This is a genomic window from Roseburia intestinalis L1-82 (assembly GCF_900537995.1).
In the GTDB taxonomy this organism is placed as follows: domain Bacteria; phylum Bacillota; class Clostridia; order Lachnospirales; family Lachnospiraceae; genus Roseburia; species Roseburia intestinalis.
Window position 1 is genome coordinate 183,390 of record NZ_LR027880.1, and the last position, 16,611, is coordinate 200,000.

Annotated in this window: 18 protein-coding genes (1 of these 18 cut by a window edge); 17 read left to right on the plus strand and 1 reads right to left on the minus strand. The window is 43.4% G+C overall.

Annotation, left to right across the window (positions count from 1 at the left end):
• From RIL182_RS00905 to RIL182_RS00955, 11 genes are all read left to right on the plus strand, one after another.
• On the plus strand, positions 1–1,209 hold the full coding sequence (locus RIL182_RS00905) for a UTP--glucose-1-phosphate uridylyltransferase (protein WP_044999472.1): 1,209 nt from the start codon (positions 1–3) through the stop codon (positions 1,207–1,209).
• A 177-nt stretch (positions 1,210–1,386) separates the two neighbouring features.
• On the plus strand, positions 1,387–2,160 hold the full coding sequence (locus RIL182_RS00910) for a GTP pyrophosphokinase (RefSeq protein ID WP_006858696.1): 774 nt from the start codon (positions 1,387–1,389) through the stop codon (positions 2,158–2,160).
• Positions 2,161–2,215: 55 nt separating this feature from the next.
• Positions 2,216–3,061, plus strand: a complete 846-nt coding sequence (locus RIL182_RS00915) for an endonuclease/exonuclease/phosphatase family protein (protein ID WP_242655629.1) — start codon at positions 2,216–2,218, stop codon at positions 3,059–3,061.
• Positions 3,058–3,549, plus strand: a complete 492-nt coding sequence (locus tag RIL182_RS00920) for a hypothetical protein (protein ID WP_006858715.1) — start codon at positions 3,058–3,060, stop codon at positions 3,547–3,549. Before RIL182_RS00915 ends, RIL182_RS00920 begins: the two co-directional genes overlap by 4 nt.
• Before the next feature lie 521 nt (positions 3,550–4,070).
• A complete protein-coding gene (locus RIL182_RS00925) occupies positions 4,071–4,676 on the plus strand; it encodes a DUF3793 family protein (RefSeq protein WP_015519953.1) in 606 nt (201 codons plus the stop codon).
• A 190-nt stretch (positions 4,677–4,866) separates the two neighbouring features.
• Entirely contained in the window at positions 4,867–5,292 is a 426-nt protein-coding gene (locus tag RIL182_RS00930) for a flavodoxin (protein ID WP_015561583.1), read from the plus strand.
• Between the two features lie 137 nt (positions 5,293–5,429).
• A complete protein-coding gene (locus RIL182_RS00935; RefSeq protein ID WP_006858694.1) occupies positions 5,430–5,672 on the plus strand; it encodes a hypothetical protein in 243 nt (80 codons plus the stop codon).
• Positions 5,669–6,046 carry a type II toxin-antitoxin system death-on-curing family toxin gene (locus RIL182_RS00940; protein WP_006858693.1) on the plus strand — a complete coding sequence of 126 codons (378 nt, stop codon included), beginning with the start codon at positions 5,669–5,671 and terminating at the stop codon, positions 6,044–6,046. Before RIL182_RS00935 ends, RIL182_RS00940 begins: the two co-directional genes overlap by 4 nt.
• Before the next feature lie 98 nt (positions 6,047–6,144).
• Positions 6,145–7,476: an MATE family efflux transporter gene (locus tag RIL182_RS00945; protein WP_006858692.1), complete on the plus strand. Its 1,332-nt coding sequence runs from the start codon at positions 6,145–6,147 to the stop codon at positions 7,474–7,476.
• Between the two features lie 141 nt (positions 7,477–7,617).
• On the plus strand, positions 7,618–7,932 hold the full coding sequence (locus RIL182_RS00950; RefSeq protein WP_006858691.1) for a metal-sensing transcriptional repressor: 315 nt from the start codon (positions 7,618–7,620) through the stop codon (positions 7,930–7,932).
• 16 nt (positions 7,933–7,948) lie between these two features.
• Positions 7,949–10,597, plus strand: coding sequence for a heavy metal translocating P-type ATPase (locus RIL182_RS00955; RefSeq protein WP_006858712.1), 2,649 nt, complete (start codon positions 7,949–7,951; stop codon positions 10,595–10,597).
• Positions 10,598–10,672: 75 nt separating this feature from the next.
• Here the strand turns inward: RIL182_RS00955 and RIL182_RS21045 are convergent, their stop codons facing one another.
• Complete coding sequence (locus RIL182_RS21045) at positions 10,673–10,828, minus strand: hypothetical protein (RefSeq protein ID WP_006858690.1); 156 nt, start codon at positions 10,826–10,828, stop codon at positions 10,673–10,675.
• 204 nt (positions 10,829–11,032) lie between these two features.
• Here RIL182_RS21045 and recR point away from each other — a divergent pair, with 204 nt between their 5' ends.
• From recR to RIL182_RS00985, 6 genes are all read left to right on the plus strand, one after another.
• The gene (gene recR / locus RIL182_RS00960; RefSeq protein ID WP_006858689.1) at positions 11,033–11,629 is read left to right on the plus strand and encodes a recombination mediator RecR; all 597 of its coding nucleotides are present in this window, start codon (positions 11,033–11,035) and stop codon (positions 11,627–11,629) included.
• A 31-nt stretch (positions 11,630–11,660) separates the two neighbouring features.
• Positions 11,661–12,497, plus strand: a complete 837-nt coding sequence (locus RIL182_RS00965) for a transketolase (protein WP_006858688.1) — start codon at positions 11,661–11,663, stop codon at positions 12,495–12,497.
• The gene (locus RIL182_RS00970; RefSeq protein WP_006858687.1) at positions 12,485–13,426 is read left to right on the plus strand and encodes a transketolase family protein; all 942 of its coding nucleotides are present in this window, start codon (positions 12,485–12,487) and stop codon (positions 13,424–13,426) included. The genes RIL182_RS00965 and RIL182_RS00970 overlap by 13 nt, the downstream gene beginning before the upstream one ends.
• Positions 13,427–13,596: 170 nt before the next feature.
• The gene (locus RIL182_RS00975) at positions 13,597–15,105 is read left to right on the plus strand and encodes a LysM peptidoglycan-binding domain-containing protein (RefSeq protein ID WP_006858686.1); all 1,509 of its coding nucleotides are present in this window, start codon (positions 13,597–13,599) and stop codon (positions 15,103–15,105) included.
• 168 nt (positions 15,106–15,273) lie between these two features.
• Positions 15,274–16,470 carry a DUF5711 family protein gene (locus RIL182_RS00980; protein ID WP_006858685.1) on the plus strand — a complete coding sequence of 399 codons (1,197 nt, stop codon included), beginning with the start codon at positions 15,274–15,276 and terminating at the stop codon, positions 16,468–16,470.
• An 11-nt stretch (positions 16,471–16,481) separates the two neighbouring features.
• On the plus strand, positions 16,482–16,611 hold the 5' portion of the coding sequence (locus tag RIL182_RS00985; RefSeq protein WP_006858684.1) for a CvpA family protein. It continues 578 nt past the right edge of the window; the window shows 130 of its 708 coding nt (coding positions 1–130); it begins with the start codon at positions 16,482–16,484; the stop codon falls past the right edge of the window.

Below are 16,611 nucleotides of genomic sequence, written 5' to 3' on the forward strand. Positions count from 1 at the left end.
ATGAAAATTTGGGAAGATGATAATCAGAAATACATCAAGGCGATGATGGAGAAAAATACCACAGAGCAGAATGAGAAACTGACAAAGCGATTAGAGGAGATTGATTTTTCAGTGTTAGAACACATTGAAAGAAAAGAAACTGTCAATGAGCGCGGTGTATTTGCTCCGTTAGATGCCGTGGAAGTTAGCGAGATCGAGGCAAGAGGGGCTGAATTCAAAGAACTCGGTTTAAAGGCGATCCGTGAGGGAAAAGTCGGTGCGGTGCTTTTAGCGGGCGGACAGGGAACCCGCCTTGGACTTGACCGGCCAAAGGGAACATTAAATATCGGAGTGGCCAAAGAGTTATATTTATTTGAGCAGCTGCTTCGCAATCTGATGGACGTGACAGATGAGGCAGGAGTATATGTACCGCTTTATATTATGACAAGCAATATCAACAACGCAGATACGACAGCTTTTTTTGAGGAACATGATTACTTTGGTTATCCGAAAGATTATGTGAAATTTTTCGTACAGGAAATGGTGCCGGCATGCGATTATGAGGGACGGATCTATATGGAATCCCAGACTGAGGTGGCAATGTCTCCAAACGGCAACGGCGGCTGGTTTTCATCTATGGTAAATGCAGGACTTCTTTCTGATATCAAAGAAAGAGGTATTGAATGGATCAACGTATTTGCCGTAGATAACTGCTTACAGCGCATCGCAGACCCGATGTTTGTCGGCGCAACCATCGCTTACGGATGCGAGAGTGGTGCAAAAGTAGTACGAAAAGCTGCACCGGACGAACGTGTCGGTGTACTCTGTACGGAAGATGGCAAACCTTCGATCGCAGAATACTACGAGATGACAGAGGAGATGTCAACGGCGCGCAAAGAAAACGGTGATTTAAAATACGGTTTTGGCGTAATCTTAAACTATCTGTTCTCAGAAAAGAAATTAGAGCAGATCGCAGACGCAAGAATGCCGATCCATGTGGTAGAGAAAAAGATCCCATACATGGATGTGGACGGCACATTTGTGAAACCGGAGCAGCCAAATGGATACAAATTCGAGACACTGGTGCTTGATATGGTGCACATGATGGATGACTGTATCCCATATGAGGTAGTGCGTGAGAGAGAATTTGCGCCGATCAAAAACCTTCACGGCGTAGATTCCTTAGATTCTGCAAGAGAGCTGATGAAAGGCTGCGGCATCGAATTATAGAAAATAGAACCCTGTTTTTAAATTGTTTATAAATATTTCATACAGACTTTATGCCGTTTCTGGCGGTATCTGTTATACTAATATTTATAGTGAGAGACAGTTACGCTCAACAGATGCTATGCGAAAAGACGGCGTGACAATGAAGAAGAAAACAATTTAGAAACGGGTTTTTTTGTTATGATACAGAGACAGACACTTGTACAGGATGAGAAACAGCAGGAGCAGTATGAGGCTTCTGTGGAGGTGGAAGATGCAGAAGAAACAGCGGATGCAGCGCAGGAAAACAGCCTGATGTTGGTGCGCGGCATGGTCGATGATGACATGGAGCATATCGCGGATATGAAGGAGCAGTTTTCCCAGACGATTGATCCGATCCTGCGCATGTACAATGCGGCGATGTGCGCGACGACCGCGCGCCTTGAGATCATAGAGGATGAGTTTAAATACCGCAAACTGCGCTGCCCGATCCATCACATCGACACGCGGCTGAAATCGGCGAAAAGCATTCTGGGAAAGCTTCAGAAAAAGAATCTTGATCTGACACTCAGCGCAGCGTGCAACAATATTTACGATATCGCCGGAGTGCGCGTGGTCTGTTCCTATATCAAGGATGTATATCTGATCCGTGACCGCCTGATGGCGCAGGATGACATACATATCATGGAGATCAAAGATTATATCGAGCAGCCGAAAGGCAACGGTTACCGCAGCCTGCACATCATTATCCGTGTGCCGGTCTATTTTATGAACAAAAAACAGATGGTGCCGGTTGAACTGCAGATCCGCACCCTTGCGATGGATCTCTGGGCGAGCCTGGAGCACGACATCAAGTACAAGTCACTTTACCAGGACGTCACGATGGATTTTTCGGATGAGTTAAAAGAATGCAGCCGCCTGATCTATGAGGCGGAGGAGAAGATGGAGATCATGAATGCGGCGTTAGAGGAGTGAGACGGAAATTATTTTATGGACAGAATTTTCAGGATAAAAAATAATGGAGCTGTGGATGATAAATATTTTGTATTGGAATGCGGGAATACGGACAGAGGAAGACAGGCACAGTATACGGGGAGAAAATGTCAGACAAAAAATAATAGAACTGATATTAGAAAATAACATAGACATTGTGATTTTGGCTGAATATACTTTTGATATGAAGCTTATGTGCGATATGCTTTCAGTGAATGGAAAGGATTTTAAAACTGCACCTGTTCCAGAAGACAGCAGGGCAAAAATGCTCGTAAGTATGAAGTTTAATGTAGAGTTGATCAGGGATTCAAAATATTATTTTATATGTTCCATAAACAATGTATTAACAGACTTTTTAATTGCGGGGTTACATTTTCCAAGTAAGCGATATGCTGAAAACAGAGACAGGGAAATTGTGGCAGAACAGTTTATGGATGCATTGTGTGAGGCACAAAGTGAAGCGGAACATAAAAAGGTTATCATAGCAGGGGACTTTAATGCTGATCCGTTTGAAGAGGTAATGTTAAAAGCGAATTATTTTCATGCTTTGCCATATGCTGACATTGTCGAAAATAAGCGTGAGAGAGACGTATATGGGAAAAACTATCAGATGTTTTATAACCCCATGTGGAATTTTTTTGGTGATTTGAATACACCTCACAGCACATGCTATTATGATTCGGGAGGTGCATTCAATTTTTACAAACATATTTTTGATCAGGTTATTGTCAGTGCTGATATGGTAAAATACTTTGATAAAGATAATCTGAAAATTGTGACAGAAACAAGCAGTGGTGTTTTAGCAGATGGTAAAGGGATACCGAACCGGAAAGAATATAGCGATCACCTGCCGATCGTATTTGGTATTAAGGAGGATGCATGATGCAGAATTTATGGAGAGTACAAACAGAAAAGAAGATACACACACCGCACGATATCATAAGTGAACAATGCAAATATTTGTCTGAAATGACAGATGGAAAAGTGATTGCGAGGATCGCACCTTATAAGGGGGATTATAAAAGCTATTCTAAATCAAATGAACTGGAACTGGCAGGGAGACTTTTTGTGCAGGATAATAGCTTTGATGTGCAAAATGTTTTGGGAGACCAACAGAGCAAATTTATTTATGAATTTTATATAACAGCAAAAGCGGCACCAAAATATAAATACAGGATTATGTTTGTCGCTTTTGGCATATCGGTATATCCTGTGGAAGTATCATTGGAAAAGTCCATAGCTGACGAAATTGGAATGGATAAAAGTGAGTTTACGCTTTCCTCAGAGGAAGAAGTTATAAATTTAGTGGGGAAGGTTCTCGGTTCAGAGCGAATCAGTGCGGTTGTATCAAATTTGATCAATATAGAATGACACTAAATCATACACTCTTAAAATAATGATGTTGGGGGCAAATAGTGCATTCACAACATAACGACTGGCAAATTGCACAAAGCCGAGACTGCTTTTGTGACTTTGGGAGAAAATTAGTAAATCTTAGACTGCCTGGTAATACACAGTGATGTTCTGCCACGGATGGCAGAACAAGGCAGCATCGAGTCATGGAGGACTCGTTGTTGCCATTCACGTCACTCTGAGAAAACCTGACTCAGGCAGGCTTAGATTTTCTTATTTTCGTACAACGGAACAAAACAGACACGGCTTTGTGCAATTTGTCAATCAAGAAGTTTAAATGCACTATCTGCCCCCAACATCAAAATAATAGAAAAATTAAAAAAAAGTTATTGACAAATAACCAAAGTTAGTGTAATCTAACTATCAGAAAAGGAAATGAGTTCTAGCAACTCTTTCTTTTTTAAACAGGAGTTAGGATAAACTAACTATATATGTTAAAACAATGGATCGAGAGATCTGTTGTTCTATGGGAGATGACCATGAGCAGGGAAGTGTTAGAGATTCTGGAGAAGATGGATAAAAAAGAATTAAAGACTCAACTGGCACTGCAATGTGCCCCGCTTCTTACGGGAATCAAACTGTCAAATCTTCTTACGGTGACAAAGAGCAACGAAGAAGATGTGAAAGATTTGTTCCGTAATACAGAAATTACTGTACATACACTCTACCAGACAAAACATCGTACAATATTCCTGCTTTTTCGTGAAAAACAACTACTCGCTTATCTGAACGAAGAAGATGTGAAGGAAACGATGAGATTGTTTGGGTATCAGACATTACGCCTTATCGACATTTTTGAAAAACTGTGTGCCCGCTATCAAAAATATATGAAGGATCATCTGTCTTTTCCACATGAGCTTGGACTGCTCTTGGGTTATCCTGTAGAAGATGTGTTAGGTTTTATCCGAAACGAGGGACGCAATTACCTATATTGCGGTTACTGGAAAGTATATGGAGATGTGGATGCGGCAAGAATAACATTTGACCGCTACAATCAGGCAAAGGAAGACGCGATCCGCCTGATATCGTCCGGCATGGAAATCCATGAACTTCTGCTTTACGGCAAGATGTTAGAGTCTGCCTAGATGGACTCATGATAACAGAATGTTTACAAAAGCATATTCTATCATTTGATGTATGACTGGATTTTCAGATGAAAGTAAATAAGATAAAAACGGAAAACACCCGGCTTGATGCGGCAAAGGCGTCGTGCGAGACCAGGAATCCGTTTGTATAAAATGAATGTGCAAAAATAAGCACAGGAATGGAGGAAATATGAGCAAGATTATCGTGGCATACTGGTCCCAGACGGGAAATACGGAAGCAATGGCAAATGCAGTTGGAGAGGGAATCAAGGCAGCAGGCGGAGAGGCAGACGTTGTTCCGGTATCTGCAGTATCCGTAGATGAGTTAAAAGCTGCATCCTCATTTGCATTAGGCTGCCCGGCAATGGGAGCTGAAGTATTAGAGGAGAGCGAGATGGAGCCTTTCGTAGAAGAGGTAGAAGGCTTTGCAGCAGGCAAAAAGATCGCTTTATTCGGTTCTTACGGATGGGGTGACGGACAGTGGATGCGCGACTGGGAAGAACGCATGAATGCAGCAGGAGCAACTGTTGTAAATGGTGAAGGTGTGATCGCACATGAAGCACCGGACGCTGAAGCATTAGAAGCGTGCAGAAGTCTTGGAAAAGCGCTTATATAAAAGAACATAAAAAGTAAGGTTCAGAGAAATCAGAATAATAAGTCAGGCAGGTCGGATACGACCTGCCTGTTTGTGTTAGGTTGAATTTATCCTAAAAAATGTGTATACTATTGTAAAAAGATTATGGAGGTGTTCAAATGACTATAGATACAAATACAATGGTTTCAATTTCCGAAGCAAACCAGAATTTTTCTAAGGTTGCACGACTGGTAGATGAATGCGGTTCAGCAGTAATTTTGAAAAACAATGTACCAAGATACCTTGTTATAGACTTTAGTAAAGCGGATAAAGATATGATAGCATCTGATGATGATGTATTGAGTATTTCGAAGCAGCTTATGGAACAGAATAGGGAAGCATATGAGGTGCTGGCTAAATGAAAAAATTGAGCAAAGAGCAGATCCTTATGCTTCATACTCAATTAATTCAGCAGACTGGTGGAAGCGATGGAGTCAGAGATTATAATTTATTGGACTCGGCTTTGGAAACGCCTTTTCAATCCTTTGGAGGGGACGAATTATATCCGACAATACAGGCGAAAGCTGCAAGATTAGGATATGGACTGATAAAGAATCATTGTATGATAGATGGTAATAAAAGAATTGGAACACATGCAATGCTTGTATTTCTTGCGTTGAACGGGATAGAACTTAAATATACGCAAAAAGAATTATATGAAACAATTCTTAATGTTGCATCGGGAAGCGTAGATTATAATGGTTTATTGCAATGGGTTCTTAATCATCAAAATTAAATAGTAAAACGGGTATAAGACCGAATATAGAAAATATTGAAATTTTGTGTTCGGTCTATTATTCATGACAATAGCATTGTCCAAGAAGTGCACAATCTATGATTGAAGTTGATAAAATGGGGATTATGATGTTAAAAAAATTTGTAAAGTATGTCTCGCAGAACATGCTTGGCATGGTAGGTATGTCTGTCTATATTCTGGCAGATACCTACTTTATTTCTGTTGCGGTGGGGACGGATGGTATCACCGCACTCAATCTGGTACTGCCGGTCTACAACATGATCTTTGCCATCGGGGCAATGATGGGTGTCGGTTCAGCGATCCGTCTGGTGATCGAGCGGAATCAGGAACATCCGAATGCAGACGGATACTTTTTCCATGCACTGTCATGGGCATTGATTGTTGGCCTGCTTTTTATGCTTGTAGGAATATTTTTCCCGGATAAATTGATCGCCCTGCTTGGCGGGGATGCAGAGATCGTTGCGGTTGGGAAAAATTATACGCGCATTTTTATGAGTTTTGCGCCCTTTTTTATGTGGAATTATATCTGCAATGCATTTGTGCGCAACGATGGGAATCCGTCGATCGCAATGGCTGCGACATTATTCAGCAGTCTGTTCAATATTGTGTTTGACTATGTACTGATGTTCCCACTGGGACTTTCCATGGAAGGAGCTGCGCTTGCAACGGCACTTTCCCCGGTGGTCGGCATCCTGATCTGCTGTATCCATTTCCGCTCGGAAAAATGTACGGTAAAATTTAAGCCGATGCTGCCATCTTTGCGAAAAATACTTTTCTGCTGTCAGTTTGGTGTGTCCTCTTTTGTGGGAGAGATTTCATCCGGTGTGATCACGGTCGTCTTTAATATGATCATCCTTGGACTTGCCGGAAATACCGGAGTGGCGGCTTACGGCGTGGTTGCAAACACATCACTTGTTGCAGTTGCCCTGTTTAACGGAATTGCACAGGGCTCCCAGCCGTTAGTCAGCGAGGCATATGGCAGGGATATTCATAAAGATGTGAAAACTTATTTAAAAATGGCGGTTACGACTGCAGTAGGCGTCTCTGTACTTCTGGTTATTTTTATTTACCTGTTTGCACCTGTGGTGACTGCAGTGTTTAATGGCGAACATAACAGGACGCTTGCTGACTACGCAGAAACTGGACTGCGGATCTATTTTATCGGATTTTTATTTGCCGGGATCAATATCGTAGGGACTGCCATATTAAGTGCTGTCGAATCTACAAAATATGCATTTGCAGCGTCGATTTCCCGAGGTTTTGTGGCGATCATTTTCTTTGCATTTATACTGTCCGCAATATTTGGATTAAACGGGGTATGGATGGCCTTCCCGGCGGCGGAATTTGTGACAATGCTGATCACACTGTGTGGATTGCGGAGAATAAAGTTTGTTGATAAAAATTCTTAACACTTAGAAAATCTTTTGACAAAATGCAGATCGTGGTGTAAATTCAAGATACCCAATAGGGGTATATGGTATACAATAAAATGGTAAAACCGTGATAAAAAATCAGGGACAGCACAGACTATACAGACCGGAGGTAGACAGATGGCATGTGAAAAATGCAGCGCAAACGGAGATAATGTGAAGCATAAACAGCGTGAGAGTGCAGAAAAAAAGGCACTGCTTACGAGACTTTCCCGGATAGAGGGACAGGTGCGGGGAGTGCGTGCCATGGTGGAAGATGACAGATATTGCGTGGATATCGTCACACAGGTATCTGCGATCCAGGCTGCATTAAACGGATTTAACAAGGAGCTGTTAGCACGCCATATTAAAACCTGCGTTTCCGAAGACATCAAAGAAGGCAATGAGCAGGCTGTCGACGAACTCTGTGAACTGTTAAAAAAATTGATGAAATAACGGTTTGTATTTAGAAATGGAGATTGACATGAAGGAAAAGTTTGACGTAACAGGCATGAGCTGTTCGGCATGTTCCTCCCATGTGGAAAAGAGTGTTTCCAAACTGGAGGGCATAAAGACAGTCAGTGTCAACCTGCTGACAAACAGCATGCAGGTCGAGTATGATGAGACAAAGCTTGATACCGGAAAGATTATTGAGGCGGTGGAACATGCCGGATACGGTGCCTCGGTAAAAGAAGACGGAAAAGCAGCAGTAAAGGCGGGGGAGACGGAGGATGCCGTTTCCATCCAGCAGAAGAATATCAAAAACATGAAGACAAGACTGATCATATCCGTGATATTTCTGATACCGCTCATGTATGTGTCGATGGGACATATGATCTACAACGCGCTTGGCGTTCCGATGCCGCCGCTTACCATGAAGTTTTTCCATGGAAGTGAAAATGCAGTCATTTACGCATTTACGCAATTCCTGCTTTTACTTCCGATCCTGTTTGTTAATCAGAAATATTTCCGCAACGGCTTTACAACATTAGCGCGCAGGAGTCCAAACATGGACAGTCTGATCGCAATGGGAGCAACTGCGGCGACGGTATACGGTATCTTCGCGATTTACCGGATCGGCTGGGGATTCCGTATCGGAGACATGGAACTGGTACATCAGTACAGCCATGATCTTTATTTTGAATCCGCCGGAACAATTCTTACGCTGATCACGGTCGGAAAATATCTTGAGACGAAGTCAAAAGGAAAGACGAGTGAGGCAATCACAAAGCTGATGAACTTAGCACCAAAGACAGTGACAGTCGTGCGCGACGGCAAAGAACAGGTCATTGATGCGGCAGATGTGGTGCAGGGGGATATTTTCGTGATCAAGCCGGGAGAGTCGGTTGCGGTGGACGGTGTGATCTTAGAAGGAAAATCCTCTTTTGATGAATCCGCAATCACCGGAGAGAGCATCCCGGTGTTAAAACAGGAAGGCGATAAAGTAATCTCTGCATCCATCAATAAAGCCGGACTGATCCGTGCGCGTGCAACGCGTGTCGGCAAAGATACGACGATCGCACAGATCATCAGTCTTGTGGAGGAAGCATCTTCGAGTAAGGCTCCAATCGCACGTCTGGCCGATAAAATTGCGGGAATCTTTGTCCCGACAGTTATTGGAATCGCGATCGTAACATTTATCTTATGGCTGGCAAGCGGGGCAGATTTTGAGTTTGCAATGTCCTGCGGAATTGCAGTTCTTGTGATCTCCTGTCCGTGTGCACTTGGACTTGCAACACCGGTGGCAATCATGGTTGGAACCGGAAAGGGTGCGGAAAACGGTATCCTGATCAAATCAGGAGAGGCATTAGAGACAGCACATATTGTGGATACCGTTGTAATGGACAAGACCGGAACCATTACTTATGGAAAACCGGTTGTGACGGATATCAGAACCTATGCAGGAATTTCAGAGAACGATCTGCTTAAGATTGCGGGCAGTCTTGAGAAGGGAAGTGAGCATCCGTTAGCGGAAGCGATTGTCTCCGATTGCGGGAAAAAGAACATCGTTCCGGAAAAAGTAAATGACTTTGAAGCGCTGTTTGGAAAAGGAATTAAAGGACGTTTATCCTCCGGCAGACTTTACTATGCAGGAAATGAAAAGCTGATGGAAGAGGCACACGTTGCCCTGTCCGGTGAGATAAAAAAAGAGATGGAACAATTTGCAAAACAGGGCAAAACACCGCTTCTGTTTGCAGATGAAACACAGATCATAGGCGTGATCGCCGTTGCGGATGTCGTAAAACCGACCAGCCGTGAAGCGGTCAGACAGTTCAAAGAATACGGAATCCATGTCATCATGTTAACCGGTGACAATGAAGTGACGGCACAGGCGATCAAAGATCAGGTAGGAATTGATGAAGTCATTGCCGGAGTGCTTCCGACACAGAAGGAAGAAAAGATATCCGCCTTAAAGAACAGCGGACATAAAGTTGCAATGATCGGAGACGGTATCAACGATGCGCCGGCGCTTGCTTCCGCAGACGTGGGAATCGCGATCGGGGCAGGTACGGATGTAGCCATTGAGAGCGCGGACATCGTCCTGATGAAAAATGACCTGATCGATGCGGTCGGGGCGATCCGTTTGAGCAAAGCGGTTATCCGAAATATCAAGGAAAATCTGTTCTGGGCATTTTTCTATAACAGCATCGGCATTCCGCTTGCGGCAGGACTTTTATATCCGATCTGGGGATTAAAATTAAACCCGATGTTTGGTGCGGCTGCCATGAGCTTAAGCAGCGTCTGTGTAGTAAGTAATGCACTGCGCCTTAGATGGGTAAAGCTTGGAAAAAAATCTTCATCCGGAAATGAGACAGGTAACATGGAACAGGAGAGTGCGGTCTGTGAAAACAGAGCGGTCACTTCTGAAATAAAAACAAAAAGTGATGTATCAGAAAGCGAGGAACAAACAATGAAAACAACATTAAGTATTGAAGGAATGATGTGCGGACACTGCCAGGCAACCGTTGAGAAGGCTTTAAAAGGAGTACCGGGTGTGTCTGAGGTAGTGGTGAGCTTAGAGGACAAAAATGCAGTTGTTACCGCAGAGAAATCAGTCAGTGCGGATGCATTAAAAGCAGCCGTTGTAGATGCAGGATATGAGGTAACTAACATTCAGTAAGGAATTGTTACGGGCACAGAAATTGTATTTTGCAGATCAAAAAAGATAAGCATAAAAGAGAAGGGGAGGCCGTGGTTACTCGGCTTCCCCTTCTTCTACGATCTGCTCTAACACGCGGATCAGATCCTGCATGTTATTAAGCTCTACATTTCGCTCGAGGATCAGATTTTTCAGATCCGTTGAAAGTGTCTCGAATTTGTCTTTGATTCCAGGTGCTACATAAGATGCCATATGGTCCTCCTTTTATTTCCGGCAGCAGATTTGCCTGCGGGACGTGTAATCTATTGTTTTTGTGTGGTTACCTGTTTATCATGTACAAAAATTTCAAAAAATATGCCGTAAAAAACACTTCTTGTAAAAATCGCCGTTATCCTTTAATATTAAAGAAGGCATATAGCCGTATTGGAACATTATAAATGAAAGAATGGAAACACCATGGATTATTACAGCAGTCAGATCAGTAAATTAATACAGGAATTATCGTCTCTTCCGGGAATCGGTGCAAAATCTGCACAGCGTCTGGCATTTCATATTTTGAATATGCCGGTGGAACAGGTCGAAGAACTTTCGTCTGCGATCGTGGATGCAAGGAAAAATGTCCGTTACTGTAAGGAATGTTTTACCCTGACAGATGATGAACTGTGTCCGATCTGTAAGGATGCCGGACGTAACCACAAGACGATTATGGTTGTGGAAGATACCAGAGATCTTGCAGCATATGAAAAAACCGGCAAATACGACGGGGTTTATCATGTCCTGCATGGGGCAATTTCTCCGATGCTTGGAATCGGACCTGCAGATATCAAGTTAAAAGAGCTGATGCAGCGCCTGCAAAAGGATGTTGACGAGGTGATCATTGCGACAAACTCAAGCCTTGAGGGAGAAACGACGGCGATGTATATCAGCAAACTGATCAAACCTACCGGGATCAAAGTGACAAGGATCGCAAGTGGTGTTCCGGTCGGCGGAGATTTAGAGTATATTGATGAGGTAACACTGCTCCGTGCCTTAGAAGGCAGAACGGAGATTTAATAAAAGGAATAGAAAGGAACATGACTAGACTATGACAAATCTGGAACTTGAAAAAACAGCGAACGAAGTCCGCAAAAGTATTGTAACTGCAGTACACAGCGCAAAAGCCGGACATCCGGGCGGATCACTCTCCGCAGCAGATATCTTTACTTATCTGTATTTTGAGGAGTTAAACATTGATCCGAAGAATCCTAAGATGGCAGACCGCGACCGTTTTGTGCTTTCAAAAGGCCACACGGCGCCGGGACTTTATGCAGTTCTGGCAGAACGTGGATTTTTCCCGAAGGAGGATCTTGTCACACTGCGTCATACAGGCTCTTACCTGCAGGGACATCCGGATATGAAACACATTCCGGGGATTGATATGTCATCCGGTTCTTTGGGACAGGGACTCTCCGCAGCAGCCGGAATGGCAGCAGCCGGAAAGTTTGACAAAAAAGATTACCGTGTCTATGCACTCTGCGGAGACGGTGAGATCCAGGAAGGCCAGATCTGGGAAGCTGCCATGTGGGCAGGATTCCGCAAACTGGACAATCTGGTTGTGATCGTTGACAATAATAACCTTCAGATCGATGGAACTGTTGATGAAGTATGTTCTCCTTACCCGATCGACAAAAAATTTGAGGCATTTAATTTCCATACGATCGATATCAATGGAAATGACTTTGATGAGATTCGTGCTGCATTTAAAGAGGCGCGTGAGACAAAGGGAATGCCGACTGCGATCATTGCAAAGACCGTAAAAGGAAAAGGTGTATCTTTTATGGAAAATGCCGTAGACTGGCATGGAAAAGCTCCAAATGATGCAGAGTATGAGATCGCAATGAAAGACCTTGAGAAAGTGGGGGAAGCATTATGTCAGAAATAAAAAAAATTGCAACAAGAGAAAGCTATGGAAATGCTCTGGTAGAAGTGGGAAAAGAGCATGAAGACCTGATCGTATTAGATGCGGATCTTGCAGGCGCAACAAAGACTGGAATTTTCAAAAAAGCGTTCCCGGAGCGCCACTGGGATGTCGGTATCGCAGAGGCAAATATGACCGGCATCGCAGCAGGACTTGCAACCTGTGGAAAAGTGCCGTTTATCAGCTCTTTTGCCATGTTTGCGGCAGGAAGAAACTTTGAGCAGGTGCGCAACTCGATTGGATATCCACATCTGAATGTCAAGATTGGTGCAACTCACGCAGGTATCTCCGTTGGTGAGGATGGCGCAACCCATCAGTGCCTGGAGGATATCGCCCTGATGCGCACGATCCCTGGCATGGTAGTCATCAACCCGGCGGATGATGTAGAGGCAAGAGCTGCCGTACACGCTGCATATGATCATGCAGGACCTGTATATCTTCGTTTTGGCCGTTTACCGGTTCCTGTATTCAATGATGAGGCAACCTACAAATTTGAGATCGGCAAAGGAATTGTCTTAAAAGAAGGAAAAGATGTGACAATTTTTGCAACCGGACTCTGTGTGAATGAGACGGTAGAGGCAGAAAAAATGCTTGCCAAAGACGGTATTGATGCAGAGATCATCAATATCCACACCATCAAACCGATCGACCGTGAACTGGTTGTAAAATCCGCGTTAAAGACCGGAAAAGTCGTTACGGTTGAGGAACACTCTGTGATCGGTGGACTTGGAAGTGCGGTATGTGACGTGCTCTGTGAGGAGGCTCCGACGAAAGTCTTAAAGATCGGTGTCAACGACGTATTCGGTGAGTCAGGTCCGGCATTAGAGCTGCTTCATAAATATGAGCTTGATGCAGAGGGCATCTACAAAAAAGTAAAAGCATTTGTAAAATAATAAAAGAAATCCAAAAGAGAGACTGCTGTCATTACGGAAACGTATGCAGCAGTCTTTTTCTGTCGAAAAGTTTTTGAAAAACTGTCCATAAAACCACAAAAAAATCGGACATGCTGTGATACCATTTCAAAATAAAAAAAGCTTTTTAAATTTAAACAGGGAGGATTGGAATGATTGAGATTATCCGGGAAGAAAATTGGGATGATACGAAAGAAAAAAAGCTGCCAAAAGATATCAGACAGATTGGGAGACCGGATGTTGGGGAGAGAATATACATAGAGGATGAAGTATACAGGTATCTGCATCCATATGAGAGCAGCTGTGAAAAACTTGTATATGTTTTGCTTGGAAGATTCGAAAATTACAGTGGAAGACAGTGCACATTTGTGGAGGCAGCAATACAGCTGGAACATTTGGAATTTGATGCAGAGATTCCAAGATGGAGCGACCATGAATGGGCGTATATATATAAACGGTTAAAAGATGAGTATGACAGCATGGTCATTGTTGGATGGGCATTAGATCACAGAGGATGTCTGCCGAATATGACAAAACAGATCGAACAGTTTCATCAGACGCATTTTGGCGGCGTTCATCAGACATTGTTCTTAATGGATACCCTGGAAAAGGAGGAAACATTTTTCAGCATCCGGAACGGACATCTGTACCGGAGAGAAGGATTTTACATATATTATGACAGGCACGCCGCGGTAAAATTAAAAAAGATGGAACACAGGGAAGAAAAAACAGAAGAAGTAAATTTGCCGGAGACAGACGAGGTTACATTCATGCAGCCGGACGAGCCTGTTTACGACATAAAAGAAAAGGAAGATACGAATGATATCGATATCCTGGAAGAAGAACTCTATATGGAAGAGAGTATGCAGCCGGACGAGCCCGGACTGCAGCCACATCTGGAACGAAAAAGACAGGGGCGTTATCGGAAACAACTGGAAGAAGCGGAAAAAACGGAAGAGGCAAAGATCCCTGCATATTCCTCCCTCGTATTGGCTGTGGTGGTACTGACTCTTGGTTTTACCGCTTATCAGAACCATAAGAAGATGAATGAGATGGAAAATACTCTGGCACAGATGAATCAGGTACATATCGTGACAGAAATGCCGGAAACAGAAAAAACGGCAGATTCTGGGATCGTGGTGGAAAATATTGCAGGAAGTATAGAAAAACAGACGGAGACAAAACAGGCGGATGAACACAGTACGCAGACAGAGGCGGAACAGCTTCAAACAAATGGAACGCAGGCGGCGGAGGCATCCGCACCGGATGAAACGGCAGGGATACAGGCAGGAACGGAATTGTCAGGAATGACAGATACAGAAGAAACTGCAGAAACGTCTGGAACAGCAGATGCCCAGAAAACGATGGAGTCCCAGGAAACAGAGAGTATGCAGAATCGGGAGGGAGAACAGAAGGCGGAAGCGGACACAGATGAAACAAACAGCAATAAGGAAAACGTAAAAGAGACGGCGGCACAGCCGGATGAGGCACAGACATATTTAAAACAGGGGTACTATGTGGTGCGGCAGGGGGATAATCTGGCTGCGATCTGCCGGAAAATATATCAGACAACAGCCATGATGGACAAAGTATGCGAGGCAAACGGGATTGATGATCCGGATGCAATCTATGCAGGCCAGTATCTGACGCTTCCGAATTAACAAAGCAGCCGCTTCTAAAAATAAGATGAAACATCCAGGGAATAATGCTATAATATCGAAAGATCAGTGTGAAAAAAAGATTTTTCACACACAGGATTTGTGTTTACGCACAAACTTGAGATGCCCGAAATGGGCAAGAACGAGGTTTAAGATGAAAGAGAGATTGGTATGGCGGAAAAAAACAAGAGAGGATTTCATACGGTAGAAGAACCGGATATGGAAGAGTATGAACGCAAGCTGCGTGAACATCGGGTAAAAGTAGTCAGAAGAACCGTTATTCTGATCGTTACCGTATTGGCAGTTTCTGCGGGACTCTGGGTGTTTATGGCACTGCGCCATTATGAGAATTTTGACGTGGGATCGTCTGTTGACAGGGCTGATACGGAGGCTACAAAGTTTGCAGATTTTGGGGGGAATATTTTAAAATACAGCAACGACGGTGCTTTTTATACGGATACGGCAAACGAACTGATCTGGAATCAGACCTATGAGATGACCGATCCGCAGATTGATATTTGCGAAGATTACCTGACAATCTATGATAAAAAGGGAACTATGATCTATATCATGACAAAGGAGGGAATCTTAGGCGGAATAGAAACGACAATGCCGATCCAGCAGGTGCGTGTGGCATCGCAGGGAACGGTGGCGGTTCTGATGAAAAAAGATGCTTCCGGTTATCTTGCAATGTATGATAAAACAGGTGCAAAATTAACGGAAGGAGAGATTCACGGTGCAAAAAAAGGGTATCCGGTCGCGATTGCATTGTCATCGGATGCTGTAAGACTTGCAGTTGCCATGTTGGACATCAATGATGGAAGCATAAAAAGTACGATTGCTTTTTACAATTTTGGAACAGCAGGAGAAAGTGAAATTGATCATGTAGTCGGAGCGCAGACGTTTCCAGATACCGTGATCCCGGAAATTGTTTACCTGGCGGATGACAGGCTTGCGGCATTCTCGGATACCGGAGTGATCCTGTTTGAGGGATCTCAGAAACCAAAACAATCCGGAACGATCCCTTTTGAAAAAGAAGTGAAGAGTATTTTCTATAATGATAATTATATTGGCTGCGTGATAAGCAATGAGGATGAGGCAGTGACACATCACATAAGTGTCTATGATCTGGATGGAAAAAGCGTTCTGGAAAAAGATTTTACAATGGAGTATACAGGTGTGGAATTTCTTGCGAACAATGAGATTTGTATTACAAATGAAAACGCATGTGATATATACACCATACATGGGATATATAAATTCCATCATGAGTTTGAACAGACATTGTATAAGATCATTTCCGAGAGTGGCGCGCTGAATTATACATTGATACTGGAAGATACAACAGAAAAAATAAGACTGAAATAAGGAGCATACATATGAACTGGGTTTTGCTGCTGGTATTGCTGATACTGGGATACAATATTATAAGAGGATATAGAAAAGGATTTTTGCGAATTGTGTATTCCCTGGTATCGTGGGTCATAGTACTTACATTTGTTACCGTTG